Below are 25,908 nucleotides of genomic sequence, written 5' to 3'. Positions count from 1 at the left end.
GTCACGCCTGGCGGACCAGCCGGTCCAGGAGGAGGTAGGCGCGCCGTTCGGCGGCGGCGAGCTCGGTGGGGTCGATCTCGGCCGGCCAGAGCTCCCCCGCCGCGGCGTCGTCGGCCTCCCGCAGCTCCACCGCGGCCGCCGCCAGGCGCGTCTGGACGAGCGGGAACGCGCGCACGGCCCCCTCCTCCAGGGCGCGTTCGGCCCGCTCCGAGGCCTCCGCGCAGGCGGCGAGCGCGCGTTCCGCCCGGACCGCCGCCCGGTCGTGGACCACGATCAGCGCGCAGCCGAGCCCGATGCCGACCCCGAGCGCGCTGCTCAGCGCCCGGTCCTGCACGAGGGCCCCGGCGGGCGCGGGCGCGGCCAGGTCGGTCAGGAGCAGGGCCAGCGGGGTGAGGAAGACGACGCCGAGCCCGTAGTTGCGGGCGACGACGTACTCCAGGAGGAACTCGAACAGGACGATCACGAGGACGAGCGTCACCGGCCCGGGGCCCAGGCCGAGGACGCCGAGGGCGAGCAGGAGGCCGGCGACCGTGCCCAGGGTGCGCTGGACGGCCCGCTGGGCCGCCGTCCGCACGTTGACCGAGTGGAGGACGGCGGCGGCGGAGATCGCCGCCCAGTAGCCGTGCCCGAGGCCCAGGAGGAGGGCCGTGCCGCCCGCGAGGCCGGTGCCGAGGACCATCCGCAGGGCCGGTACGAGGAGGACCGCCGCGCGGCCGTGGGCCGGTCCCGTCACCAGGGCGGCGGCCCGGAGCCCGGCGGCGCGCAGGGTGGTGGGGTCCGCCGGGACCGGCCCGGGTCCTGACACCCCGGTGCCGGCGGGGCCGTCGGGCCGGGCGAGCATTCCGGACTGGGCGATCAGGGCCGGGAGCGCCAGTTCGGGCAGGAGGCGCGGGGCCCGCAGGCGGCGGCTGACGAGCAGGCGGACCTGGCGGCGCAGCGCCCGGGCCAGACCGGTGGGGTCGTCCGGCGGGCGGCGGGCGGAACCGACGAGCAGCGCCCAGGCGAGGTCCGTGAGGCGGACGCAGGTGTCGCCCCGGCCGCTCCGGTCGGCGCCGGACGGGGGCAGGACGCCGAGCGTGCGGTACGCCTGGAGGACCGCGGCGGTCGCCCGGTGCCGTACGGGACGGCCGGGGCCCCGCGTGCCGCTCGCGTCCCACAGGTCGGCGAGTTCGCGCAGGGCGGCGGCGACGGCGAGCCGCTGCGGGCGGTCCGGGTGCACGAGCCGGCCCGCCACGGCCAGGGCCCAGGCGACGGCCGCGCCGCAGGCGGCCAGGCCGGCCCGGGGCAGGACGTCGGCGGGGGCCGAGGCGCCGTTGGCCGCCACCGCGAAGGAGAACAGCAGCAGCACCGCGCCGAGCCCGCTCAGCCGGGCCGCGTCGCAGGCGAACTTCGCCAGACCGGCCACCAGGGCCGTGGCCACGACGGTCACGGCGGCGCCCGCGCCCCCGTCCCTGGGGTGCGCCCAGGCGGCGAGCGCCGCGCCGCAGGCCACGCACGCGGTCATCGCGACGGCGACGACGGCGAGCACGCGGGCGCGGCGCGCGTAGGGCAGATTGCGGCCGAAGGTGGTGGTGAAGGATCCCAGCATCGTGTAGACGGCCTGGTCCGCGCGGCCGGTGAGCGCCAGCGGCAGCGCGGGCAGCGCCATGGCGAGCGCGGCGCGCAGCGCGAAGGACAGCGCTCCGTCCACGCTCTGGAGGGCGAGCGCGCCCCTCGGGGAGAGCGCCCGCCCCAGACGGGCGGCCGCACGCCGTGGTGTACGACGACAGGAATTCATGGCCCGATCACCCTCGGCGCATTCTCCGCGCAAGTCAAAGAGGCATTTCCGATCGCGCGATACACATCTCCGATAAAGCACTCGTCGGCGACCTGATAGGTGCCACCTATCAGGTCATCGAGAACATCTCTTTGACTTTGCTCCGAACGGGGGTCGAATCTGCTCTGCGGCCAGAATCCGATATTCGCGAGGAAATGAGGCGGACCCGAGCATGAGCGCCATCGAGGACCCGGTCGACGACCTGCGGGTCACCCCGCCGAAGACCTGGGCGACGGGCCTTCCCGCCGTGACGCACGCCCTGGAGTACTCCCTGGGCCAGACGTCCCCGCGGCGCACCGCGCTGACGCTGCTGAACATCAACCAGCCCGAGGGCATCGACTGCCCGGGCTGCGCGTGGCCGGAGCCCGCGCCGGGCCGGCGGCACAGGAACGAGTACTGCGAGAACGGCGCCAAGCACATCAACGACGAGGCCACCTCGCGGCGCGTCACCCGGGACTTCTTCCGCGAGCACTCGATCGCGGAGCTCGGCGGCAGGTCCGACTACTGGCTCAACCAGCAGGGCCGGCTCACCGAGCCGATGGTGAAGCGGCCGGGCGCGACGCACTACGAGCCGATCGGCTGGGACGAGGCGCTCGGGCTGCTCGCCGGCGAGCTGAAGGCGCTCGACTCCCCCGACGAGGCCCTCTTCTACGTCTCCGGCCGGCTGAACAACGAGGCCGCGTTCCTCCTCCAGCTCTTCGCGCGCGCCTACGGCACGAACAACCTGCCGGACTGCTCCAACCTGTGCCACGAGTCCAGCGGTTCCGCGCTGTCCCAGACGCTGGGCATCGGCAAGGGCAGCGTCTCCCTGGACGACATCCACCACTCCGACCTGGTCTTCGTCGTGGGGCAGAACCCGGGCACCAACCATCCCCGGATGCTGTCGGCCCTGGAGGAGACCAAGCGCAACGGCGGGCAGGTCGTGGCCGTGAACACGCTGCCCGAGGCCGGGCTCATGCGCTTCAAGCACCCGCAGAAGGTCCGCGGGATCATCGGCCGCGGCACGCCGATCGCCGACCAGTTCCTGCACATCCGCGCCGGCGGCGACCTCGCCCTCTTCCAGGCCCTGAACCGGCTCCTGGTGGAGGCCGAGGACGCCGCGCCGGGCACCGTCCTCGACCGCGGCTTCATCGAGCGGAACACGACCGGCTTCGCCGAGTTCGCCGAGCACGCGCGGAAGGTGTCCTGGGAGGACGTCCTGACGGCGACGGGGCTGTCCCGCGAGGAGATCCAGGAGGTCTTCGAGCGGGTCCTGCGCAGCGAGCGGATCATCGTGTGCTGGGCGATGGGCCTCACCCAGCACAAGCACGGCGTCCCCACCATCCGGGAGGTCGTCAACTTCCTCCTGGCGCGCGGCAACATCGGCAGGCCCGGCGCGGGCGTGTGCCCGGTGCGCGGCCACAGCAACGTGCAGGGCGACCGCACGATGGGCGTGTGGGAGCGGATGCCGCAGGGGTTCCTCGACGCCCTGGAGAAGGAGTTCGGATTCACCCCGCCGACCCACCACGGCCTGGACGCGGTGAACGGCATCCGCGCCATGCGCGAGGGGCGCGCGAAGGTCTTCCTGGGCGTCGCCGGGAACTTCGTACGGGCCACCCCCGACAGCGCGGTCACGGAGGAGGCGATGCGGGGCTGCCGGCTCACCGCGCACGTCTCCACCAAGCTCAACCGCTCCCACACGGTCTGCGGCGAGACCGCCCTGATCCTGCCCACGCTGGGCCGCAGCGACCGGGACGTGCAGGGCGGCGTCGAGCAGTTCGTGACCGTCGAGGACTCCATGAGCGACGTCCACGCCTCCCGGGGGAAGCTGCCGCCCGCCTCCCCCGACCTGCTCAGCGAGGTCGCGATCGTCGCGCGTCTCGCGCGCGCGACCCTCGGTGACGAACCCGCCGTCCCCTGGGAGGAGTTCGAGCGGGACTACGGCGCCGTCCGGGACCGGATCTCCCGGGTCGTGCCCGGCTTCGAGGACTTCAACGCGCGCGTGGCCCGGCCGGGCGGCTTCCACCTGCCCAATCCGGTGAACTCCGGGGTCTTCCCCACCCCGAGCGGCAAGGCCGTCTTCACGTGCAACGCGTTCACGATGCCGCACGTCCCCGAGGGGCACCTGCTGCTGCAGACGCTGCGCTCGCACGACCAGTGGAACACCGTCTGGTACGCGCCGAACGACCGCTACCGCGGCATCCACGACGCCCGCCGGGTGGTCATGGTCAACCCGGCCGACCTCGACGCCCTCGGACTCCAGGACCGCCAGCTCGTGGACCTGGTGAGCGTCTGGCACGACGGGCGGGAGCGGCGCGCGGAGGGCTTCCGGGTGGTCGCGTACCCCGCGAGCCGGGGTTCCGCGGCGGCGTACTACCCGGAGACCAACGTCCTGGTGCCGCTCGACAGCGTCGCCGACATCAGCAACTGCCCGACGTCCAAGGGCGTCGTGGTCCGCCTCGAACCGGCCGACGGACGGAGCGCCCGATGGGACGCGTGACCCGGCGGCGGCGCGTGCTGCGCGTGCGGGAGGGCGGCTCCGCGTACCGCCCCGACACCCTCGCCGCCGAGGAGCCGATGGAGATCCGGGTCGGCGGCCGCCCGCTGACCGTGACGATGCGCACCCCGGGCGACGACTTCGACCTGGCCGCCGGTTTCCTGGTGAGCGAGGGCGTGGTGCGCGCGGCCGGGGACGTGGCCGGGATCCGGTACTGCGCGGGCGCCACCTCCGACGGGGGCAACACGTACAACGTGGTCGACGTCGTCCTCGCGCCCGGGGTGGCCGCCCCCGACGCGTCCCTGGAGCGGAACTTCTACACGACCTCCTCCTGCGGTCTGTGCGGCAAGGCGAGCCTGGACGCGGTGCGGACCACGGCCGCCTGGTCCGTCGCCGAGGACCCGCTGCGCGTGGGGCCCGAGGTCCTGACGGCGCTCCCCGACCGGCTGCGGGCGGCGCAGAAGGTCTTCGACAGCACCGGCGGGCTGCACGCGGCCGGTCTCTTCTCGGCCGGGGGCGAGCTGCTGTGCCTGCGGGAGGACGTCGGCCGGCACAACGCCGTGGACAAGGTCGTCGGGCACGCCCTGCGGGAGGGGCTGCTTCCGCTGCGGGGGACGGTGCTGATGGTGAGCGGCCGGGCCTCCTTCGAGCTGGTGCAGAAGGCGGTGATGGCCGGGATCCCGCTGCTCGCGGCCGTGTCGGCGCCCTCCTCGCTGGCCGTGGACCTCGCCGCGGAGAGCGGTCTGACGCTGGTCGGTTTCCTGCGCGGGACGTCGATGAACGTCTACTGCGGCGACGACCGGCTGGAGGCCGGGCCCGTCGGCTGACGGCGGTGCCGATTGGCGTTCGGGCGGGCGGTCGGGTAGACCCGTGGGGTGCTGTTCCGCCAACTCGAGTACCTGGTCGCCCTCTCGCGGGAGCGTCACTTCGCCCGCGCCGCCCAGGCCTGCCACGTCTCCCAGCCCGCCCTCTCGGAGGCGGTCCGGAAGCTGGAGGAGGAGCTCGGCGTCCCGCTGGTCCTGCGCGGCCGCCGGTACGAGGGCCTCACGCCCGAGGGCGAGCGGATCGTGGTGTGGGCGCAGCGTCTGCTTGCCGACCGCGACGCCCTCAAGAGCGAGGTCGGCGCGCTGCGCACGGGGCTGAGCGGCCGGATACGGATCGGTTCGGTGCCGACGGCGTCCGGCGCGGTCGCCCTGCTCACGGCGCCGTTCTGCCTGGCGCATCCGCTGGTGACCGTGGAGGTGGCGACGGACCTGCGGGCGGAGGACGTGCTGCGGCAGCTGCGGGACTTCGAGATCGACGCCGGAGTGACGTATCTGCACAACGGGCTGCCGGAGAACTTCCGGGCCGTTCCGCTGTACGAGGAGCGGTACGTGCTCCTCACCGGCGCCGCCGACGCCCCGGCGCACCGGACGACGGCGACCTGGGCGGAGGCCTCGCGGCTGCCGCTCTGTCTGCTGACCGGGACCATGCAGGGGCGCCAGGTCCTGGACGGGCTGTTCGCCGAGGCGGGCGTGCGGCCCTCCCCGCGGGTGGAGACCGACTCGGTGGCGGCGCTCTTCGCCCATGTGCGGACCGGCCGCTGGGCCGGCATCGTGCCGCATGCCTGGCTGCACGTCTTCGGGGTGCCGCACGGCATGCGGGCGGTGCCGATGGCCGAGCCGGCGCGGTCGGTGCCGGTCGGTCTGGTGACGGTCGTCCGGGAGCCGGAGTCCGTGATGGCCCGCGCGCTCCGGGAGGTCGCGGGCCGCACCGATGTCGCCGCCGCCCTGGACCGGCTCCCGGGGGACTCCGTACCGCGCTGAGCTCCCGGGAGGTCCGTACGGGCTGCTGTCAGGCCGGCGCGGCGGCGCCCTCCGCGTCCTCGGGCTTGCGGACCAGGCAGTGCAGCGAGTCGTCCACGACGTCCGCGACGATCGTGTCACCGGGATCGGCCTCGCCGCCGAGCAGCAGGGAGGCAACGCGGTTGTCGAGCTCCGTCTGGATCGTGCGGCGCAGCGGCCGGGCGCCGAACGCCGGCTGGTAGCCGTGGGCGACGAGGAGCTTCTTCGCCGCCTCGGTGACCTCCAGGGTCAGGCCCTGCGCGTGGACGCGGTGCTTGCTGCGGTCGAGGAGGTGGTCGACGATCTCCGACAGGTTCTCCTCGGTGAGGCTGTGGAAGACGATGATGTCGTCGATGCGGTTGAGGAACTCGGGCAGGAAGCGGCCCCGCAGGTCCTCCATCAGCTCGTCCTTGAGCTCGGCCGCGTCGCCCTCGTGGGCGAGGATGCGGTGGGCGCCGATGTTGGACGTCATGATGACGACGCAGTGGCGGAAGTCGACCGTGCGGCCCTGTCCGTCGGTGAGGCGTCCGTCGTCGAGGATCTGGAGCAGCGTGTTGAAGACGTCGGGGTGGCCCTTCTCGATCTCGTCGAAGAGCACGACGCTGTACGGCTGGCGGCGGACCTTCTCGGTGAGCTGGCCGGCCTCCTCGTAGCCGACGTATCCGGGAGGCGCGCCGACGAGCCGGGCGACGGTGTGCTTCTCCTGGAACTCGCTCATGTCGAAGCGGATCATGCGGTCCTCGGCGCCGAAGAGCAGCTCGGCGAGGGTCTTGGCGAGTTCGGTCTTGCCGACGCCCGTGGGACCGAGGAAGAGGAAGGAGCCGACGGGCCGGTTCGGGTCGCCCATGCCCGCCCGGTTGCGGCGCACGGCCTCGGAGACGGCGGTGACCGCCTCGTCCTGGCCGACGATCCGGGCGTGCATCTCCTCCTCCAGCCTGAGGAGCTTCTCCTTCTCGCTGGCGGTGAGCTGCGAGACGGGGATGCCGGTGCGGCGGGAGACGATGTCGGCGATGTCGGCGGCGGTGACCGAGACGACGCCCTCGCGGCGCTCCTCGACCCCGGCGAGCTCGCCCTCGACCTCGGCCATCTGCTCCTTGAGTTCCTTGGCCTTCTCGAAGTCCTCGCGGGCGACGGCCTGGTCCTTCTCGCGCCCCAGCTTGGCGAGCCTGTCCTCGCGGCTGACGACCTCGGTGGAGCGGCCGCCGCTGCGGAGCCGTACGCGCGCGCCGGCCTGGTCCATGAGGTCGATGGCCTTGTCGGGCAGGAAGCGGTCGCTGATGTAGCGGTCGGAGAGCTCGGCGGCCGCGGCGAGGGCGCCGTCGGCGAAGCGGACCTGGTGGTGGGCCTCGTACGCGTCGCGCAGTCCTTCGAGGATCTGCACGGTCTCCTCGACGGTCGGCTCCGGGATGAGGACGGGCTGGAAGCGGCGTTCGAGGGCGGCGTCCTTCTCGATGTGCTTGCGGTACTCGTCGATGGTGGTGGCGCCGACCACGTGCAGTTCGCCGCGGGCGAGGGCGGGCTTGAGCATGTTGCCCGCGTCCATCGAGCCCTCGCCGGTGGCGCCCGCGCCGACGACGGTGTGCAGCTCGTCGATGAAGAGGATGATCTCCCCTTCGGCCTCCTGGACGTCCTCGATGACCTTCTTGAGGCGTTCCTCGAACTGTCCCCGGTACTGCGCGCCGGCCACCATGCCGGACAGGTCAAGGGAGACGACCCGCTTGCCCTTGAGGGTGTCGGGGACCTCGTCCGCGACGATGCGCTGGGCGAGTCCCTCGACGATGGCGGTCTTGCCGACGCCGGGCTCGCCGATGAGCACGGGGTTGTTCTTGGAGCGCCGGGAGAGGATCTCGATGGTCTGCTCGATCTCGTCGGCCCGGCCCACGACCGGGTCGAGCCTGCCCGCCTTCGCCTCCTCGGTGAGGTCCCGGCCGTACTCGTCGAGGGTCGTGGCCGGCTGCTTCGCGGCGGCGGGGGCGCCGCGCGGCTCCGGGCGGGCCGCCTGGTCGGTGAGGCCGCGGAGCTTCTTCACGTCCAGGTCCTCGGCCCGCAGGAAGCGGGAGGCGCCGGAGCCGGCGTCGCCGAGGAGGGCGCTGAGGATGTGCTCGGGGCCGATGTACGAGACGCCGGCCGCCTGCGAGTAGGCGTGGGCGGTCGCGAGGGTCCGCTTGGCCGCCGGGGTCAGTCCGGGCTCGGCGGACGGCTCGGCGGACTCGCGGGGCAGCACCTCGGCGAGCTGCTCGGCGAGCTTGTCGGGGTTCACCCCGCCCTGGGAGAGGAGCCGGCGGGTCGGCTCGACCTGGGTCGCCGCCCACAGGAGGTGTTCCGTGTCGAGGTCGGAGCTGCCGTCCTCGTCGGCCTTGCGCGCGGCCGTGTTCAGGAGTTCGTGGGCGGACTCGGTCAGCAGCCGCCCGATCGGCACGCGCTGCACCGCCGGGGGCGACGAGGCCGGTGACATGCCGAAGAACCGGTTGAACAGGTCGCTGAACGGATCCGACGATCCGAAGGGTGAACCGAACGCCATCGACATGGCAGCTCCTGAAAGCGCGAGACGGGGGTCCTCCCCACTCAAACCCGGCGCCCACCGCTCCGCAATCGGAGCAGGACCGGCGGGGCTCCGCCGCCGGGCGCTCCGGTCCGCCGTCGAGCACGGCCTCCGGTCCCGCCGCCGAGCACGGCCTCCGTCCGCCACCGAGCGCGCCCCACCTGTCCACCGTCGACCGGGTGCTCCAGTCCGCCACCGGGCACGCCCCCCTGTTCGCCACCGGCAGGGCCCGACACACCCACCCACACGGACGCCCGAAATGCCCGGATAACGGCTCCGTCCGTCGACGATGGCCCCATGACCTCCGCGATCCCCCCGAACGCCCCGGCCCCCGGCACCGGCACGGGCACCGGCCCCCAGGTCCGCGCCTCCGCGCTCGTACGGCATGCCAAGCTGTGGCTCGTACCGACCGTCCTGTGCGCCCTGGTATCGCTGCTGCTCTCGCTCCTCTACATGGGCGGCATCCTCAGCCCGAACGACCACCTGGACGAGCTGCCGATCGCCCTGGTCGACGAGGACGAGGGACCCCCGCTGCCGGGGCAGCGGGAGAGCCTCGGGAAGCAGATCACCGACACGGTCGTCTCGGTGGGCTCCACGAGGACCTCCGTCGACTGGCGCCGCCTCGACGCCTCGGCCGCGCAGGACGCGCTGGCCTCCGGCAAGGTCTTCGGCGCCCTGGTCGTCCCGAAGGACTTCACCCGGTCCGTCGCCGCGCTGACCACGAACCGGGCGACGGTCCGCCCGACGCTCACCGTGCTCACCAACCCCGGCCTGGGGAGCCTGGGTTCGTCCCTGGCGGCCCAGATCAACCAGGGCGCGGCGCACCAGGCCTCGCTGACCATCGGCAAGCAGCTCTCGGCCACCGCCGCCGCGCCGACCACGCGGCTGCTCCTGACCGACCCCGTCGCGGTCACCACCCGCGTCGGCCATCCGATCGGCCGGCACAGCGGCCTGGGCCTGACCGCCTTCTACTACACGCTGCTGCTGGTCCTGGGCGGCTTCATCGGCGGAAACCTCATCAACACCGGCGTCGACACCGCGCTCGGCTACGCCGACAGCGAGCTCGGCCCCTGGCACACCCGCCGGCCGACCGTCCCGATCAGCCGCACCCAGACGCTCGTCCTGAAGATGCTGATGACCGCCGGGATCGCGCTCCTGACCACCACCCTGGTCATGGTCGCCACGATCGGGATCCTGGACATGGACGCCGGCCACCTGCCGATGCTGTGGCTCTTCTCCTACTGCGCGACGGTCGCCGTCGGCCTCGGCGTCCAGGCCATCAACGCCGCCTTCGGGGGCATCGGGCAGCTCGTGTCCATGTTCATCTTCATCGCCCTGGCCCTCCCCTCCTCCGGGGCGACCATCCCGCTGGAGGCGACCCCCGCGTTCTACCGCTTCCTGGGGATCTTCGAGCCGATGCACCAGCTCAGCTCGGGCATCCGGTCCATCCTGTACTTCGACGCCCGGGCCGACGCGGGTCTCGCCCGCGGCTGGATCATGATCGCGATCGGCACGGTGCTCGCCCTGGCGTTCGGCTTCGGCATGACGCACTACTACGACCGCAGGGGACTGCGGCGCCTCACGCCGCAGCCCGAGTGAGGGACTACCAGGTGCTGCCGAACCGGATGGAGCGGTTGTCCTTCCGGGTGTTCCAGAGGGTGGACGTGCCGGAGCGGGCGCCGACCGTGTCGGAGACCCCCTTGCAGCCGGCGCTGCAGTAGAGGCGGAACCGGAACTGGTCCGAGTGCACCGCGCACGTCTCCATCGACATGACGGTGTCCTCGTCGCTGGAGATCCAGGCGGTGGGATCGCCCTCCGCGTGGGCCAGGGGCGGGCGAGGACGTCCGCCGCCTTGCGCAGGCCGCTGTCGAGGGCGCGGCGGTCCGCCGCGAGCGCTGTGACGGTCTCCTCGCGCGACGCCCCTTCGGGCCGGGGCCGGAACCGGGGGTCGTCATGGGCGGCCATGGGAGCCGGGTACGCGAAGCCCTTGGCCTCCAAGCAGGCGGACCGGCACGCGAACACCGCCTTCACCTGCGGGTCTTCCATGGACCGGGGTACGACTCGTTCGTGTCTCAACGTCTTGTCTTAGCGCGCCTGTTGCGCCGGTTCCACCTGGTAGCCGAACTCCGCGGACATCCCGGCGCCATGGATCCCGTGCCGCCAGTCGAGCAGGTTCTTCGGGTCGGTCGCGGGGAGCTCCGGGGCGGGCTTCCAGTCGGCCCCGAAGCCCTTGAGGCACCGGCCGACCAGTTCTGCTCCGCGCGGGCGAGGGTCCTGCTCTGCTCGGCGGTGGAGCACCCGGCCAGGGCGGGGGCGGTCACGGCGAGGACCGCCCCCGCCCATGGGGTTCCGCGCCCGCTGCTCGTCGTCGGTGGAACGTTCCTCACATGAGGGTCGCGGGGTCCGGCGGCACCGCCCCGACGCGGCGACCGGGAGGCAGGAAGACCGGAAAGCCAACAGCGCGCACCGCTCCCTCGGCCGCGTTCCACAACCGTCCGGACCGTGTCCCGTCTCGCGGAAACGGCCGGAAAGGCCGGAGGCCGTATCGGACGTCTCCGATACGGCCTCCGGCGACCGGGGTTCCCCGGGCTACGCGAACTCGTCCCACGGCGGCTCGGGCTCGTCCATGTCGAACGGCGGCTCCTCGTCGTGGAACGGCGGGACGTCCGGCTCCGGCCCCCGCACCGGCGGCACGGCAGCGCGCGCGGCAGCCGGAGCGGGCGCGGCGGCGGGCGCGGCGGGGACGGATCCGGTGCCCGGCCCCTCGGCTCCCGCCTGGGCCAGGGCGTCGAGGACGCCCTCGGCGTACTTGGCGAGCTTGGCCTCGCCGACGCCGCCGACGCCGCCGAGTTCCTCGACGGTGGCGGGCAGTCGGGTCGCGATCTCGCGGAGCGTCGCGTCGTGGAAGACGACGTACGCCGGCACGCCCTGCTCGCGCGCCGCCGCGGCCCGCCAGGCGCGGAGGGCCTCGAAGACCGGCACGGCGGTCGCGGGCAGATCGACCGGTACGCGCGCGCCCTTGCCGGAGCGGGCCCCGGACTCCTTGCGGGCGGGGGCGGCGGCCTTCTCCTTGCGCATCGGGACCTGGCGGCGTCCGCCGAGCACCTCGCCGCTGTCCTCCGTGAGCACCAGCGTCCCGTAGTCGCCCTCCACCGCGAGCAGCCGCTGCGCGAGGAGCTGGCGGACGACCCCGCGCCACTCGGCGGTGCCGAGGTCCGAGCCGACGCCGAACACCGACAGCTGGTCGTGGTCGAACTGGATGACCTTGGCGGTCCGCTTGCCCTGGAGGATGTCGATGATCTGGCCGGCGCCGAACTTCTGGCGCCGTTCCTTGGCGAGCCGCCACACCGTGGACAGCAGCTTCTGCGCGGCGACGGTCCCGTCCCAGGACTCGCCCGGCGTCAGACAGGCGTCGCAGTTGCCGCACGGCGTGCCGGTCTGCCCGAAGTACTCCAGGAGCCGGACGCGGCGGCAGTCGACCGTCTCGCACAGGGCGAGCATGGCGTCCAGGTGCATGGCCAGGGAGCGGCGGTGGGTCTCGTCGCCCTCGGAGCCGTCGATCATCTTGCGCTGCTGGACGACGTCCTGGAGGCCGTACGCCAGCCAGGCCGTGGCCGGCTCGCCGTCGCGTCCGGCGCGGCCGGTCTCCTGGTAGTAGCCCTCGACGGACTTGGGCAGGTCGAGGTGGGCCACGAAGCGCACGTCGGGCTTGTCGATGCCCATGCCGAAGGCGATGGTCGCCACCACGACGACCCCGTCCTCCCGCAGGAACCGGGCCTGGTTCGCCGCGCGCGTCCGGGCGTCCATGCCGGCGTGGTACGGGACGGCGTCGATGCCCTGCTCGACGAGGGCGGCCGCCGTCTTCTCCACCGAGGCGCGCGAGAGGCAGTAGACGACGCCCGCGTCCCCGTCGTGCTCGGTCCTGATCAGCTCCAGGAGCTGCTTGATCGGGTTGTTCTTCGGGACGATGCGGTACTGGATGTTCGGCCGGTCGAAGCCCGCGACGAAGTGCCGGGCCTCCTCCAGGCCGAGCCGCTTCGCGATCTCGGCGTGGGTGGCCGGGGTGGCGGTCGCCGTCAGCGCGATCCGGGGCACCTTCGGCCACCGCTCGTGCAGCATGGACAGGGCGAGGTAGTCGGGCCGGAAGTCGTGGCCCCACTGGGCGACGCAGTGCGCCTCGTCGATCGCGAAGAGCGACACCGTGCCCCGGTCGAGCAGCCGCTGCGTGCCCTCCGTGCGGAGCCGCTCGGGGGCCAGGTAGAGCAGGTCCAGCTCGTCGGCGAGGAAGGCCTGCTCGACGGCCTGCCGCTCGTACGGATCCTGCGTCGAGTTCAGGAATCCGGCCCGCACCCCGAGCGCCCTGAGCGCGTCCACCTGGTCCTGCATCAGGGCGATGAGGGGCGAGATCACGACGCCCGTGCCCGCTCTGACCAGGGCCGGGATCTGGTAGCAGAGCGATTTGCCGCCGCCGGTCGGCATCAGGACGAGCGCGTCGCCGCCGCCGACGACCTGCTCGATGATCTCCTCCTGCTCACCGCGGAAGGAGCTGTAACCGAAGACACGGTGGAGCACCCGGGCCGCGTCCGATGGCTCGGCGTCGGTGTCCGGGGTGTCAGGGGCGGCAAGCACGTCAGGGGCGTCGGAGAGGACCATTCGTGAAGCCTAGCCGTCCCCACCGACACCCCGGGCCCGCCCGATGCCGACCTGTGGACAACCTCCCGACCACCGGCCCGCGCCCACCGGCCCGCGCCCACCGGCCCCCGGCGCGCGTCACCGCGTGGCGGCCCCCGCAGGGGTGTCGTCGAGGAAGCCGCCCGACTGGTGCTGCCACAGCTTCGCGTAGGCGCCCTCGGCGGTGAGGAGCTCCTGGTGCGTGCCCTGCTCGACGATCCGGCCGCGGTCGAGGACGACGAGCCGGTCCATGGTGGCCACCGTGCTCAGCCGGTGGGCCACCACCAGCGCCGTCCGCCCCTCCATGAGCCCCCACAGGGCGTCCTGCACGAGCATCTCGCTCTCGGAGTCCAGGGCGCTGGTCGCCTCGTCGAGGAGGAGGACGGGCGCGTCCCGCAGGATCGCCCGGGCGAGGGCGACCCGCTGGCGCTGGCCGCCGGACAGCTTCACGCCGCGCTCGCCGACCATGGTGTCGAAGCCGTCGGGGAGCGCGTCCACGAACTCCGTGACGTGCGCCGCCTCGGCCGCGCGCCGGATCTCGGCCTCGGTGGCGTCCGGCCGGGCGAAGGCGATGTTCTCCCGCAGGGTGCGGTGGAACATCGCGGGGTCCTGCGGCACGTACGCGATCATGCTGCGCAGTTCGGCCTGCCGGAGCCTGCTGATGTCCTGGCCGCCGATGGTGATCCGGCCGCCCTCGATGTCCGTCATCCGGAGCAGCAGCCGGGTGAGGGTGGTCTTGCCGCCGCCGGACCGGCCCACGAAGCCGATCTTCGCGCCGCTGGGCACGTCCAGGTCGAGGCCCTCGAAGAGGGGCTTCGCGCCCGCGTGGGCGAAGGTGACCTTCTCGAAGCGCACCGCCGCGCCCTCGGGCCGGAGCGGTTCCGGGGTCTCGGGGTCGAGGACGGTCGGCCGGTCGAGGAGGAGTTCGGTGAACTGCGCGGCCTCCGTCATCGAGCTCTCCAGGCGCCGGTAGATCTGGTTGAACTCGAACATCATCCGGGTGGCGTTGGCGTAGTACGTGAAGGCGACGATGACGGCCTCCACGCCGTGCTCCCTGCCGCCGAGGGTGACGGCGAGGACGAGTCCGAGGACGTTCGTCAGGACGGACATCGGCGCGATGAGCGTCTCGATGCGCAGGTTGCCGTAGTCCCAGGAGCGCAGCGTGAGCTTCCGCGACTCCGCGACGCGGGAGCGGTGCTCGGCGGCCTCGCGCTTCTCGGCGCCGAAGGAACGGACGGTGTCCATGTTCGTCAGGCTGTCGGCGACGTGGCCCGACACCCGGGCGATGGCCTGTTCGCGCTGGGCGACGAGTGCCTGCCGGCGCCGGATCAGCGGGGTGACGCACACGGCCGTGATCGTGAGGAGGACCAGGAGCCCGACCACGAGCAGCGGGTCGTACTGCCAGAGCACCACCGAGGCGAACGCCAGCGGCACGAGGTTGCCCATGACCGAGAAGGTCAGCGTGTCCACGCACTCCTCGAAGCGGGAGGCGAAGCTGAGGACCCGCTTGGTCAGCGATCCGGCGAAGTTGTCGTGGAAGAACGCGGCGTCCTTGGCGAACAGTTCGTCCATGCCGATGACGTACAGGTTCTCGATGCCCCGGGCGTCGAGGCGGTTCAGACAGTGCAGCCCGACGCGCATCAGGGCTTCCCCCAGCAGCAGGACGCCTGCGAAGCCGAGGACGTACGGAAGCAGCTGGTCGAGCCCCGTACCGGCGCCCTCTCCGGCGATACGGCCGACGAGCTTGGCGACGACCAGGGGAGCGATGTAGCTGGTGCCGATGTTGGCGAGCGCCGGCAGCAGAAGGGCGGGGGCTGCCAGCTTCCGGAGGTGGAGCAGTTCCCGTCCGTAGAAGCGGACGGCGAGAAGTACCGAGCCCTTGTTCGGCAAACTCTCTTTCGAATCGGATGTTCCAGGTGTTTCAGGTGATCCCATGACCAACCCTGTGCTGTCGTACCGAAACTGAGCAAAGGGAGTCTCCCGCGCCGAAGCTCTCGCGGTCCAAGCATTTTCCGCCGTGCCGACACGCGGAAACACCACGTGGCGGCCGGGAGAATCCCGACCGCCACGTGGTGCATGTCCTGTGTCCGAGGGGGGACTTGAACCCCCACGCCCGATAAAGGGCACTAGCACCTCAAGCTAGCGCGTCTGCCATTCCGCCACCCGGACCGGTAGCTACCACGTTTCGCATTTCTGCTGCCCGCGGCGACAGAGAACAATCTACCAGGCCTCCGGGGTGCTCTTCACCCACGTTTTCGGTGGTCAGCGGGGGTGGGCGGTGGGCGTCACGGGGAGACCGTGGCGGCGGGCGGGGTCCAGCGGCGGGTGCGGGGCGGTCCGGAGGGGATTCCGTAGTCCTTCTTGAGGTGCTCGGGGATGGCGTAGTGCATGACGCGTCCACGGGTGAGGGAGGACAGTTCGAGGACCGTGGTGAGGTGGCCGAGGCGGTCCAGGGCCCAGGCGCCCAGCGGGGAGCGGTCCTCGATGGTCTCCAGGACGCCGAGGAGGTGGGGGGCGGACTTGACGACCGTGTCCCACGGGGTGCGGGGGACGTCCAGCCAGTCCCCGCAGGTGTCGCCGACGAGGTAGCGGATGAGCGCGGAGACGATGGGGTCGAAGAAGGTGCCGGGGACGACCTCCTCGTAGAGGTCGATCAGCTGCCGGGTGAGATGGGCGCCCTCCGGGGACGGCCCCATGTGGCGGATCATGTACAGGTCGAGGAAGCGGCGGGCCTCGTCGAGGGTCTTGGGGACGGCCTCCTGGTCGACGCCCAGCATCGCGCCGACCACGCGCCAGGCGTAGTAGTAGGCCTCGGCGCCCTCGGTGGACATGTGGATGCCGAGGCGGTGCAGGCTGTCGAGGACGAGCATCGAGAAGAACATCTGCCCGCCGATCATGTCCTCCTGACAGATCGGCACCCCCAGCGCCCCGACGTCCCAGAGGTTCTCGCGCCCGAGGTGGTGCCGGATGGAGGCATGCAGGAGGCGGACCTTCTGCGCGGCGGGGATGAAGCGGCTGCCGGCCTCGAAGGCGTCGGGCTGCATCAGGTGGACGGTGAACTGTCCGGTCTCCGCCATCCGCTTGGAGGGGTACTTCAGACCGTGCGTCGCCGACAGCAGCTTCGCCACGTGCGGGACGAGGTAGCAGGCGGGCATGGAGGAGAAGGACAGCGCGGTGGAGATGTGCACGTTGTTGTCGATGAAGAACAGCCGGGCCTTCTCCATCTCCGCCCAGTCGACCCAGGACGGCGGGGCGCTCGTGGCGTGGAGGTACTCCCGGGCGACCTCGGGCAGCCCGTCCGGGAGCGGGGAGCCCGCGGTGGAGACGTACCGCATGAGGGTGTTGAAGGTGCCCACCTCCCCGCGTTCGAAGAGGGTGGCGACCGTGGCGTCGGCGAGTTCGTCGCCGGTCCGCCGCAGGGCGTCCATCGACGCGTCGGTCAGGGTCATGGGAAGGCTCCTCGTTCTCTCGGTGCTCAGGAACGGCGGACCGTCGCCGAGTGCGCCAGGGCCGTGAGCGCGGCGGCGGGGGCCGCCGGCAGGTTCAGCTCGTCGAGGGCGCGCAGGGCCTCCTCGACCCGCTCGGCGATCATGGCCTCGACGCGGTCGGGCGCCTTCAGCCGCCGCATCACCTCGCGTACGGACTCCAGGGCGTCCCCGTCGGACTCGCGGCGGCCGAGCAGCGCGCGCAACCGCCCGCGGTCCTCCTCGCCGGCGAGCCGCCAGGTCTCGGCGAGCAGCGCCGTGGGGCGGTGTCCGCGCACGTCGTCGGCGCCGGCCTTTCCGGTGGTCGCCGGGTCGCCGAACAGGCCGAGCAGGTCGTCCCTCAGCTGGAAGGCCTCGCCCAGCGGCAGTCCGTACGCGGAGTAGCCTGCGCGCAGCCGCCCGCTCGCCCCGGCCAGGGCGCCGCCGATCAGCAGGGGCTGCTCGACGGTGTACTTGGCGGTCTTGTAGCGGATCACCTTCAGCGAGGCCGTCGTGTCCGGGGCTGCTCCGGTGTGCAGGATCTCCAGGCACTCCCCCGCGACGAGGTCCCGGGCGAGCGCCGCCCAGAGCGGGCGGGCCCGGCCGAGGTAGGCGGCGGGCAGGCCGCTGGTGACGAAGAGCTGCCCGGCGATCGACATGAGCAGGTCGCCGACGAGCATGGCGAGCGATCTGGCCCCGGCGGCGGCGCGCGGGTGGTGTGCCAGCGCGGCGCGCAGGGCCACGTGCGCGGTGGGGCGGCCGTGCCGCAGCGGGCTGTCGTCGATCAGGTCGTCGTGCACGACGGCGGCCGCATGCACCAGCTCCATGGAGGCCGCCGCCCGGACGAGCGCCTCACTGTCGGGCTGCCCCACCGCGCGCCAGCCCCAGTAGCAGAACGCCGCCCGCAGCCGCTTGCCGTCCGCGACGGCCGCCTCCAGCTGCCCGGCCACCGGGCCCAGGGCCGGGTCGACCGCGGTGAGCCCGTCGGCCTCGTCGGCGACGTGACGCCGCAGCACCTCGTCGACGCGCGCCTTGAACGCGGCCGGCTCCCACCGCTCAGCCACCGTCGCCGGCCCGCCGTGCCAGCACGTGCCGGGCGAGCACTTCCAGGTGGGCGGGGGGCGGGGACACGTACCGGTCGATGACGAGCCGACCGCGCGCCTCCAGGTCCCGCTCGGCCTCCGCCGCCACCTCGGCCGCGTCCGAGCGCCGCAGCAGTCCTCGTACGAGCCCGATGCCCGAACCGACCGTGCTCACCGCGAGATCGGCGAGCCCCGCCGCCAGCAGCACCGCCCGCTCGTCCAGGCCCCCGGAGGATCCCGTCTCTCGCGTCACACCCACTCCCTCGCCCCACGACGTCACCCCCCAAGCCTCCCGCCGGACGTGCGGCGACCGCGCCGGAACTCACGAACGAGTGATCATCTCGCCGGTTCGCTTGACACGCACACCTCACCCCAACCAGGCACGCCCTCTTGCCACTTGGGCGACTCCTTTCAAAGAATGCACATGACAACCGAAGGATTCTCGGTCGTCCGGTCACTCAACGGTCATTCCAGAGGGGAACCCCCACATGAAGAAGCCTCTCGCCGGCGCCCTGCTCGCCCTGCTCCTGACCGGAGCGGCGGCGGTTCCGGCCGCGGCCTCCGCACCCCGGGAGACGGTCGCACAGGCACCGGCCGCAACCGCCGTGAACTTCGCGGGAACGGTCGCGCTCAGCAACTGTTCCGGCTCCGTCGTCCGCACGCCCAGCTCCCTGCCGAGCGACCCCGCACTCGTCCTCTCCAACGGGCACTGCCTGGAGACCGGCTTCCCGGCGGCCGGCGAGGTCGTCGTGAACAAGCGCTCCACCCGCTCGTTCACGTTGCTCAACTCGGCCGGAACCGGCGTCGGCACCCTGCGCGCCAGCAAGATCGCGTACGGCACGATGACCGACACGGACATCTCGATCTACCAGCTGACCAAGACGTACGCGCAGATACAGAGCACGTACGGCATCAGCGCCCTGACCCTCAACGACACCCACCCGGTGCAGGGTTCGGCGATCAGCGTGGTCTCGGGGTACTGGAAGCGGATCTACAACTGCAACGTCGACGGCTTCGTGTACCGCATGAAGGAGGGCGACTGGACCTGGAAGGACTCGGTCCGCTACACCTCGGCGTGCAACACGATCGGCGGCACCTCCGGCTCGCCCGTCGTCGACGCGACCACCGGAAAGGTCGTCGCCGTCAACAACACGGGCAACGAGAACGGTGAGAGCTGCACCGTGAACAACCCGTGCGAGATCGACGAGAGCGGCGCCGTGACCGTCCGCCAGGGCATCAACTACGCCCAGGAGACGTACATCATCGTCCCCTGCATCGGCCCCGGCAGCGTGATCGACCTCAACCGCGCCGGCTGCGCCCTGCCCAAGCCGTGACGCCCCGCCGTCTCCGCGGGTCGCCCGCGGAGACGGCGCACGACTCACCCCGTGATGAGTACGCGTACTCATCACGGGGTTCCCCCTCTCGCCGAGACTGTGTGCACCAGCGAGAGAGGCCCGTGAAAGTGACCATCAGGAAAACCCGTCGTACCCTCCCCGGCCTGCTCGTCACGGCCCTGACCGCGCCCCTCCTGCTGACGGGCTGCGCGTTCCAGATCCAGGACCGGGTCTGCGGCTCCGGCAGCTACCCGGTCAAGGCCGTCGGCAACCCCGACGGCGGCGACTGCGTCGTCGACGGCCAGGAGCCGCCCGAGGGCTACGTCCGCTACCCGGCGGGCAAGGTGCCCGAGTACGTGGGCGACGAATGGGACCGCTACTGGGACACGGTCACCGTGGACAAGGACGGCCGGGTAGTACCGAACTGACCGATCCTCAGGGATTCATCTCGTACGCCCCCGACAGCGCCTCGACGCGCTGCCAGACGCGCTCCGAGCGCGCCTCGTCGACGACGGGGCGGCGGACGGCGCCGAGGGCCCAGAGCTGCTGCTGCTCGGTCGCGGAGTCCTTGCCGTGCAGCTCGACCGCGTGCGCGGAGAAGTCGCGGACGAGGACGGCGAACAGCTCGTCGAGGACGTCCTCGTCGAGGCCGGTCAGCGCGGCCTGCTCCAGGACCAGCTGCCCGTGGACGACCAGCGCGAAGAGCTGGCCGACGGCGAGCAGGAGGTCGAGGTCGCGGCTCTGCTCCTCATCGGGGGCGGCCTTGAGAACGAACTCGCAGAGTGCGTCGGCCTGTTCGCGGAAGCGGGCGACGTTCGCCACGTGGGCGTACGTGTCGTAGGCCGGGCGCCAGTCGTGGAAGCGGACCGAGCCGAGACCGCGGGCGGGCCCCTGGCGGAACAGGAAGGTGTCGTCGGCCGCGTCCAGACGGGTCGGGACGGGCTCGTACGCGACCGGGTCGAGGAGGTGGTTGCGCATGAACTTCAGGATCAGCGCCAGGTTGACGTGGACCGTGCCCTCCAGCTTCGGCAGCCCGCGGATCTCCACGGCGGCCTCGGCGAAGTAGTTGTCCTTCTCGAAGCCCTTGGCGGCGATCACGTCCCACATGAGGTCGATGACCTTCTCGCCCTCCGTGGTCACCTTCATCTTCGTCATCGGGTTGAAGAGGAGGTAGCGGCGGTCGTCGGGACCCGCCGTGCGGAAGTAGTCGACGGCGCGGTCGCTGAACAGCTTCATGCCGGCGAGCCGGACGTACGCGTCGGTCAACTCGCGCCGCACGTGCGGGAAGACGGTGACCGGCCTGCCGTACAGGATGCGGTTCTGCGCGTGGGTGACGGCCTCGTACATCGCGTGCTCGCAGATGCCGATCGAGGCGGTGCACAGGTTGAACTTGCCGACGTTGACGGTGTTGAGGGCGGCGTCGAAGGCGGCGCGGCCGGTGTGCAGGACGTCCTCGGCGGCGACCGGGTACTCCTCCAGGCGGAACTCGCTGACGTACTTCGAGGAGTCGACGACGTTCTTGACGAGGTGGTACGCCGGGTGGCGGCTGTCGGCGGCGAAGAAGACGTAGCCGTCGGGGCCTTCGACGTCGGTGCGGCGGCCGAAGACGGAGACGAGCCCGGCGGCGTTGCCGTTGCCGATGTAGTACTTGGAGCCGCTGGCGCGGAAGCCGCCCTCGCCGTCGGGCGTCAGCAGCATGTCGGTGGAGTAGATGTCGGCGCCGTGCGACTTCTCGGAGAGGCCGAAGGCGAACACCTCGCCCTGGGAGAGGAGTTCGGCGGCGCGGGCGCGGGCGGCGGCGTTGTCGCTCTGCCAGACCGGGCCGAGGCCGAGGATGGTGACCTGCCAGGCGTACCAGTAGTCGAGGCCGTAGAAGCCGAGGATCTCGTTGAGGGCGGCGATGCGGGCGGTGTCCCAGCGCTTGTCGCCCTCGTCCGCGCCGGCGGCGGAGGACGGGGTGAGGAAGGTGGCGAAGAGCCCCTCCTCCGCGGCGAAGGCGAGGAAGTCGCCGAGCCAGGCGCGGGTCCGGTAGTCCTCGATGATCCGGCGCTTGCCGCGCGCCTCGAACCAGTCGACGGTGGCGCGAAGCAGCCGGCGGGTCTCCGGGTCGAAGTGGGCGGGATCGTAGGTGTGCGGGTTGAACAGCAGCGGGTCGGCCATGACGTCCGCCTTTCAGGGATCGAGGGGTGGATGGGGCCCGGTTCGGCGGGCGGCTTCGAACCGGGCGGGCGCGGTTCAGCTCCCGGCTTCGAACCGGGCGAGGGTGGCGAGGACGTCGTCGAGCCAGGCGATCATCATCCGCTCGTACGCGATGCCGCCGCGCAGCACGGCGTGCTGGAGCTCGCGCTCGGCGTCGAGCGGACCGGCCGGCGGCTCCCCGAAGTCGCGCGCCTCGCCCGCGAGGTAGTGGGCCAGGCGGTCCGTGTGCGCCCGCCGGTGCCGCTCGACCTCGCCGGTCAGCGCGGCCGGATCGTCGAAGGCGGCGCCCCGGATCTTCACGGCGAGGTCGTGCCGTACGCTCTCGGGCTCGATCGGCGCGGCCAGCCACGCGGAGAGCGCGGTGCGCCCGGCGGCGGCGACGGAGTACTCCTTCTTGTCCGGGCGCCCCTGCTGCGGGACCTCCCGGACGGCCACCCAGCCGTCGTTCTCCATGCGCTTGAGCACGCGGTAGATCTGCTGGTGGGTGGCGGTCCAGAAGTATCCGATGGACCGCTCGAAGCGCCGGGCCAGCTCGTAGCCGGATCCGGGTTTCTCGAGCAGGGACACGAGGATCGCGTGGTCGAGCGCCATGCGCCCGATCTTGCTATGCAACGAGTTGCATAGCAAGGCGGACCGGCCCGGTGAGACACGGCTCACGGGCGTTGTCAGTGGCGGGCGATAGCTTCGAGAACGTTCGAGAAGGTGCACGAAGAGGGGGAAATCGTGGGTGTCGAGCGTGCGTTGAAGGTCGTTCTCGTCGATGTCGACGAAGAGGTGGTGGCGGCCTGGAAGTCCGCGTTCGCGGACACGCCGGAGGTCGAGATCCGGCGGGGTTCCCTTCTCGACGTGGACGTCGACGCGTGGGTGTCCCCCACCAACGCGCGGGGCCGGATGGACGGAGGGGTCGACGCCGTCGTCAAGCGGCACCTGGGGGCCGGTGTCCAGGTGCGGGTGCAGCGGGCGATCCGCGAGGGGTTCGGCGGGAGTCTGCCGGTGGGCAGCGCAGTGTGCGTGCCGTCCGGGGCGGCCGTGCCCCGGTATCTGATCTCGGCGCCGACGATGCGGCAGTCCTCGCAGAACGTCAGCGACACGATAAACGTGGCACTGGCGTGCGCGGCGGCGTTCCAGGCGGTGCACCTGCAGAACCTGGCGAAGCCCGGCAGCATCCGGTCCGTGGCGCTCGTCGGGATGGGCGCCCGGACGGGGCGGGTGCCGGCGCAGGTGTGCGCCAATCTGATGTGGACGGGCTACACCCTGTTCCACGACCACGGGTTCGCGGACTACGACGCGTTGCGGGCGGCGGTACTGGGCCAGCTGGACGACATCGAGGGCGCGGGGCCGGGGCAGCGGGTGCGGATCAAGGTGCCGGCGCAGACGCCCCCGGCGGATCCCCTGGGTCTCGCCGAGCTGTTCAAGGGCGGCGGTGAGCCGTGGCTGCCGCTGCTCGCCCCGGTGATCGAGGCGCAGCCGGGGGCCGGGGCCTTCATCGGCCCGAAGCGGAGCCCGGAGGTGGTGCCGGTGCGCGAGCTGACGTTCCAGGCGCTGAAGCCGCATCCGCCGCACAAGTGGAAGGTGGTCGCCTTCGGGCAGAACCCGTATCCGCGGGCGGAGAGCGCGACCGGCATCGCGATGTTCGACAACACCTTCCACGACTGGAAGGACAGCCAGTTCGGCCGTGTGGTCAGCATCCGCTGCCTCATCAAGGCGGCCGCGATGTGGAAGTACGGCATCGCCAAGAAGACGCCGATCGCCGAGGTCCGGGCCCTGCTGCGGAAGGAGGACACGGTCCAGCCGCCGGAGTGGTTCCAGGCGATGCTCACCCAGGGCGTGCTCCTGCTGAACGCCTCGCTCACGGCGAGCGCGGACGGGGCGGTGCCGACCGAGCGGCACACCTCCTTCTGGCGGCCGGTGGCCGAGCAGATCGTCGAGGAGATCCTCCGGGCGAAGCAGGACGCCGAGGAGGAGGACCGCGGGGTGGTGTTCGCCTGGTGGGGCGCGCACGCGCGGAGCCTGAAGAGGGTCGTCCAGCGCCTGGAGAAGAAGTACCCGGGGGTCGAGGTCCGGCATCTGGACCACGTGAATCCGGCGGCGCAGGGGGACGCCTTCTGCGAGGGGGACCACTTCGCCCAGGTGAACGACGCCCTGGCGGCGGTGGGAGCGGAGCCGGTCGACTGGCTGCCGAGCAAGGGGTGGGACCGGCACACGCCCGACGCGGCCGGCTCCGCGCGCATGGGGGCGTTCATCGCGTCGACGATGGAGCTGCACCAGCTGTATCTGGAGCGGCTCACGAGCGTCAAGGACGAGGGGCTCGTCCTGCCGCCGATCACCGGGGTGTTCGACACGCCGCTGCTGGACTTCCGGAAGGCCGTCGAGCCGGTGACGCGGGTGCTGGGGAATCTGGACCGCTACATCGAGCGGTCGAGCCGGTTCGCGGAGACGAAGGCGGCGCAGCCGGAGATCTCGGGCGGCTTGTCGGCCGACGCGATCTCCGCGCTGTACCTGTACACGTGCGAGTCGGCCTTCTACCGCGAGATCAACGCCGTGCTGAGGTCCCCGGACCGGGAGAGGCTGACCCCGTACCTGCCGTACCTGCGCCTCCTGTTCTCCGCCGTGGCCGGCCTGCCGGCGCAGACGCGGCCGCTGTGGCGCGGCGTGGCGCTGGACCTGCGCTCCCAGTACCCGCTGGGGCGCACGGTGACCTGGTGGGGCATCTCCTCCTGCACGTCCGAGCAGGGCGTGGCCCGGGGCTTCCTCGGCAGCCGCGGCCGGCGGACCCTGTTCGAGGTGACGCCGGCGCGGGCGGTGGGCATCCGGCGGTTCTCCGCGTTCACGGGCGAGGAGGAGTACATCCTCACCCCGGGCACCCAGCTGAAGGTGACGGAGGTGACGACCGAGCGCGGCGGTCTGTGCACCGTGCGCCTGACCGAACTGGAGGGCCAGGGCCTGGTGTCCTAGTCACCGGCGGGCTTACGTCAACATCGTTGACGCCCAAGGCGGGCGGCGGTTCGATGCTGCCACCGAGTCGGCCGTCCGCCCGTCCGACTCCTCCGTCGCTTCAGGAAGAGACCCGCCCATGACCGACCTCACCGATCTCGCCTATCTGCCGGCCACCGAGGCCCTGAGCCGCTTCCGGGACCGCTCTCTGTCACCGGTGGAGCTGATGACCGCCGTCATCGCGCGCGCCGAAGCCGTCGAGCCCAAGGTCAACGCCCTCGCCGAGCGGACCTTCGAGGAGGCGCTCGCCACCGCGCGCGAGGCCGAGGCCCGGTACGGGGGCAAGGGGGAGGCGCCCCGCGCGCTGGAGGGGCTCCCGGTCGCGACCAAGGAGGAGCAGCCGATCGCGGGCCGCCGCAGCACGGACGGTTCGCTGGCCTTCCGCGACGAGGTCTCCGAGGAGACGCACCCGGTCGTCCAGCGGGTCCAGGAGGCGGGCGGCATCGTGCACGCGCGCACCACCACCCCGGAGTTCAGCTGCGCGGCCTTCACGCAGTCCCGGCTGTGGGGCGTGACGCGCAACCCGTGGAACCTGGAGTTCAGCCCGGGCGGTTCCTCGGGCGGCTCCGCCGCCGCGCTCGCGGCCGGGGAGACGACGCTCGCGACCGGCTCCGACATCGGCGGCTCCATCCGCCTCCCCGCCTCGTTCACCGGCACGGTCGGCTACAAGCCGCCGTACGGCCGCGTGCCGGCGATGGCGCCGTTCAACCTCGACACGTACTGCCACGACGGCCCGATGGCGCGGACCGTCGGCGACACCCTCCTCCTGCAGAACGTCATCGCGGGGCCCCATCCGCTCGACGCGGTCTCCCTGCGCCCCGGGCTCACGCTGCCCGAGCGGTTCGAGGGCGTCGAGGGCGTGCGGGTGGCGCTGTCGGTCACCCTCGGGGACTGGCCGGTCGATCCGGAGGTCGAGGCCAACACCCGCGCGGTCGCGGAGGCCCTGCGCGCCGCCGGAGCCCTCGTCGAGGAGGTGGAGGTCCCGATCATGCGGGCGGACGTGATGGAGGCGGCGATGATCCACTTCGGTTCCATATTCGGCCCGTACGTCGCCTCGGTCGCCGCCGAGCACGGCGATCTGCTCACCGCGTACGCGCTCGACTTCGCCGAGCGGACCGCCGAGGCCGTCCGCGAGCCCGGCAGCTTCCTGCGCGGTCTGGAGCTGGAGGCCGCGATACAGACGACGCTCGGCCTGCTGCTCGACCGCCACGACGTCCTGCTCTGTCCGACCACCGCCATACCGGCGCTGAGGGCGGACGACGACTACCTCTCGACGAAGGTCGTGGTCAACGGCGTCGAACTGGACTTCTACCTGGAGGCCTCCCTGACCACCGTGTTCAACATCGCCAGTCGCTGCCCGGTCCTGAGCGTGCCCTCCGGGCTCTCCTCGGCCGGCGTGCCGACGGGGGTCCAGGTCGTCGGGCGCACGTACGACGACGCCGGCGTGTTCCGCGTCGCCTCGGCGATCGAGGCCGTGCGCCCGTGGAACGGCCGCCCGGCCCTCTGA

The 25,908-nt window shown here is 72.2% G+C and carries 19 protein-coding genes and 1 tRNA gene; 8 read left to right on the top strand and 12 right to left on the bottom strand.

From position 1 onward, the window contains the following. Position 1: 1 nt before the first annotated feature. Positions 2-1,777, bottom strand: a complete 1,776-nt coding sequence (locus ACH4TP_RS12260; RefSeq protein WP_398437361.1) for an FUSC family protein — start codon at positions 1,775-1,777, stop codon at positions 2-4. Positions 1,778-1,988: 211 nt separating this feature from the next. On the opposite strand from ACH4TP_RS12260, the gene ACH4TP_RS12255 reads away from it, so the two are divergent. Genes ACH4TP_RS12255 through ACH4TP_RS12245 form a run of 3 tightly spaced genes read left to right on the top strand, consistent with a single transcriptional unit; the run spans position 1,989 to position 6,097 of the window. Next, on the top strand, positions 1,989-4,295 hold the full coding sequence (locus ACH4TP_RS12255; protein ID WP_398437360.1) for an FdhF/YdeP family oxidoreductase: 2,307 nt from the start codon (positions 1,989-1,991) through the stop codon (positions 4,293-4,295). Next, complete coding sequence (gene fdhD / locus ACH4TP_RS12250) at positions 4,283-5,119, top strand: formate dehydrogenase accessory sulfurtransferase FdhD (RefSeq protein WP_398187365.1); 837 nt, start codon at positions 4,283-4,285, stop codon at positions 5,117-5,119. The genes ACH4TP_RS12255 and fdhD overlap by 13 nt, the downstream gene beginning before the upstream one ends. 48 nt (positions 5,120-5,167) lie before the next feature. Continuing rightward, the gene (locus ACH4TP_RS12245; protein ID WP_389231047.1) at positions 5,168-6,097 is read left to right on the top strand and encodes a LysR family transcriptional regulator; all 930 of its coding nucleotides are present in this window, start codon (positions 5,168-5,170) and stop codon (positions 6,095-6,097) included. A 28-nt stretch (positions 6,098-6,125) separates the two neighbouring features. On the opposite strand, the gene ACH4TP_RS12240 is transcribed toward ACH4TP_RS12245, so the two are convergent. Continuing rightward, positions 6,126-8,642, bottom strand: coding sequence for an ATP-dependent Clp protease ATP-binding subunit (locus ACH4TP_RS12240; RefSeq protein WP_398187359.1), 2,517 nt, complete (start codon positions 8,640-8,642; stop codon positions 6,126-6,128). A gap of 312 nt (positions 8,643-8,954) precedes the next feature. Between ACH4TP_RS12240 and ACH4TP_RS12235 the strand changes: the two genes are divergently transcribed. Continuing rightward, complete coding sequence (locus ACH4TP_RS12235; RefSeq protein ID WP_398437357.1) at positions 8,955-10,256, top strand: YhgE/Pip domain-containing protein; 1,302 nt, start codon at positions 8,955-8,957, stop codon at positions 10,254-10,256. Between the two features lie 4 nt (positions 10,257-10,260). Here the strand turns inward: ACH4TP_RS12235 and ACH4TP_RS12230 are convergent, their stop codons facing one another. The 8 genes from ACH4TP_RS12230 to ACH4TP_RS12195 form a co-directional block, all read right to left on the bottom strand. After that, positions 10,261-10,428, bottom strand: coding sequence for a hypothetical protein (locus tag ACH4TP_RS12230; RefSeq protein WP_398437356.1), 168 nt, complete (start codon positions 10,426-10,428; stop codon positions 10,261-10,263). A gap of 314 nt (positions 10,429-10,742) precedes the next feature. Further along, positions 10,743-10,955 carry a hypothetical protein gene (locus ACH4TP_RS12225; RefSeq protein WP_398437354.1) on the bottom strand — a complete coding sequence of 71 codons (213 nt, stop codon included), beginning with the start codon at positions 10,953-10,955 and terminating at the stop codon, positions 10,743-10,745. A 291-nt stretch (positions 10,956-11,246) separates the two neighbouring features. Further along, the gene (gene recQ / locus ACH4TP_RS12220; RefSeq protein ID WP_398437352.1) at positions 11,247-13,310 is read right to left on the bottom strand and encodes a DNA helicase RecQ; all 2,064 of its coding nucleotides are present in this window, start codon (positions 13,308-13,310) and stop codon (positions 11,247-11,249) included. Between the two features lie 117 nt (positions 13,311-13,427). Then, positions 13,428-15,263 carry an ABC transporter ATP-binding protein gene (locus ACH4TP_RS12215; protein ID WP_398437351.1) on the bottom strand — a complete coding sequence of 612 codons (1,836 nt, stop codon included), beginning with the start codon at positions 15,261-15,263 and terminating at the stop codon, positions 13,428-13,430. Positions 15,264-15,412: 149 nt separating this feature from the next. Continuing rightward, positions 15,413-15,497 (bottom strand) — tRNA-Leu (locus ACH4TP_RS12210). A 116-nt stretch (positions 15,498-15,613) separates the two neighbouring features. Beyond that, positions 15,614-16,777, bottom strand: coding sequence for an oxygenase MpaB family protein (locus ACH4TP_RS12205; protein WP_398437349.1), 1,164 nt, complete (start codon positions 16,775-16,777; stop codon positions 15,614-15,616). Positions 16,778-16,803: 26 nt separating this feature from the next. Beyond that, a complete protein-coding gene (locus ACH4TP_RS12200; protein ID WP_398437348.1) occupies positions 16,804-17,856 on the bottom strand; it encodes a polyprenyl synthetase family protein in 1,053 nt (350 codons plus the stop codon). After that, positions 17,849-18,127: a polyprenyl synthetase gene (locus ACH4TP_RS12195; protein WP_389231019.1), complete on the bottom strand. Its 279-nt coding sequence runs from the start codon at positions 18,125-18,127 to the stop codon at positions 17,849-17,851. The genes ACH4TP_RS12200 and ACH4TP_RS12195 overlap by 8 nt, the downstream gene beginning before the upstream one ends. Before the next feature lie 235 nt (positions 18,128-18,362). Here ACH4TP_RS12195 and ACH4TP_RS12190 point away from each other — a divergent pair, with 235 nt between their 5' ends. Both ACH4TP_RS12190 and ACH4TP_RS12185 read left to right on the top strand, forming a co-directional pair. Continuing rightward, complete coding sequence (locus tag ACH4TP_RS12190) at positions 18,363-19,208, top strand: serine protease (protein WP_398187342.1); 846 nt, start codon at positions 18,363-18,365, stop codon at positions 19,206-19,208. Positions 19,209-19,336: 128 nt separating this feature from the next. Further along, a complete protein-coding gene (locus ACH4TP_RS12185; RefSeq protein WP_398187339.1) occupies positions 19,337-19,636 on the top strand; it encodes an SCO0607 family lipoprotein in 300 nt (99 codons plus the stop codon). Positions 19,637-19,643: 7 nt separating this feature from the next. On the opposite strand, the gene ACH4TP_RS12180 is transcribed toward ACH4TP_RS12185, so the two are convergent. Together ACH4TP_RS12180 and ACH4TP_RS12175 are read right to left on the bottom strand one after the other, a co-directional pair. Continuing rightward, positions 19,644-21,368 (bottom strand): acyl-CoA dehydrogenase family protein, encoded by a 1,725-nt coding sequence (locus tag ACH4TP_RS12180; protein ID WP_389231010.1) that lies wholly within the window; start codon positions 21,366-21,368, stop codon positions 19,644-19,646. A 75-nt stretch (positions 21,369-21,443) separates the two neighbouring features. Next, complete coding sequence (locus ACH4TP_RS12175) at positions 21,444-21,998, bottom strand: PadR family transcriptional regulator (RefSeq protein ID WP_398437346.1); 555 nt, start codon at positions 21,996-21,998, stop codon at positions 21,444-21,446. Between the two features lie 132 nt (positions 21,999-22,130). Here ACH4TP_RS12175 and ACH4TP_RS12170 point away from each other — a divergent pair, with 132 nt between their 5' ends. Continuing rightward, entirely contained in the window at positions 22,131-24,362 is a 2,232-nt protein-coding gene (locus tag ACH4TP_RS12170) for an ADP-ribosyltransferase domain-containing protein (protein ID WP_398437344.1), read from the top strand. Positions 24,363-24,480: 118 nt separating this feature from the next. Then, on the top strand, positions 24,481-25,908 hold the full coding sequence (locus ACH4TP_RS12165; protein ID WP_398437342.1) for an amidase: 1,428 nt from the start codon (positions 24,481-24,483) through the stop codon (positions 25,906-25,908).

The sequence above is a fragment of the Streptomyces sp. NPDC021012 genome (genome assembly GCF_044333355.1).
In the GTDB taxonomy this organism is placed as follows: domain Bacteria; phylum Actinomycetota; class Actinomycetes; order Streptomycetales; family Streptomycetaceae; genus Streptomyces.
The sequence above is the reverse complement of the archived record's forward strand: the minus strand, read 5'-3'. Positions and strand labels throughout refer to the sequence as shown.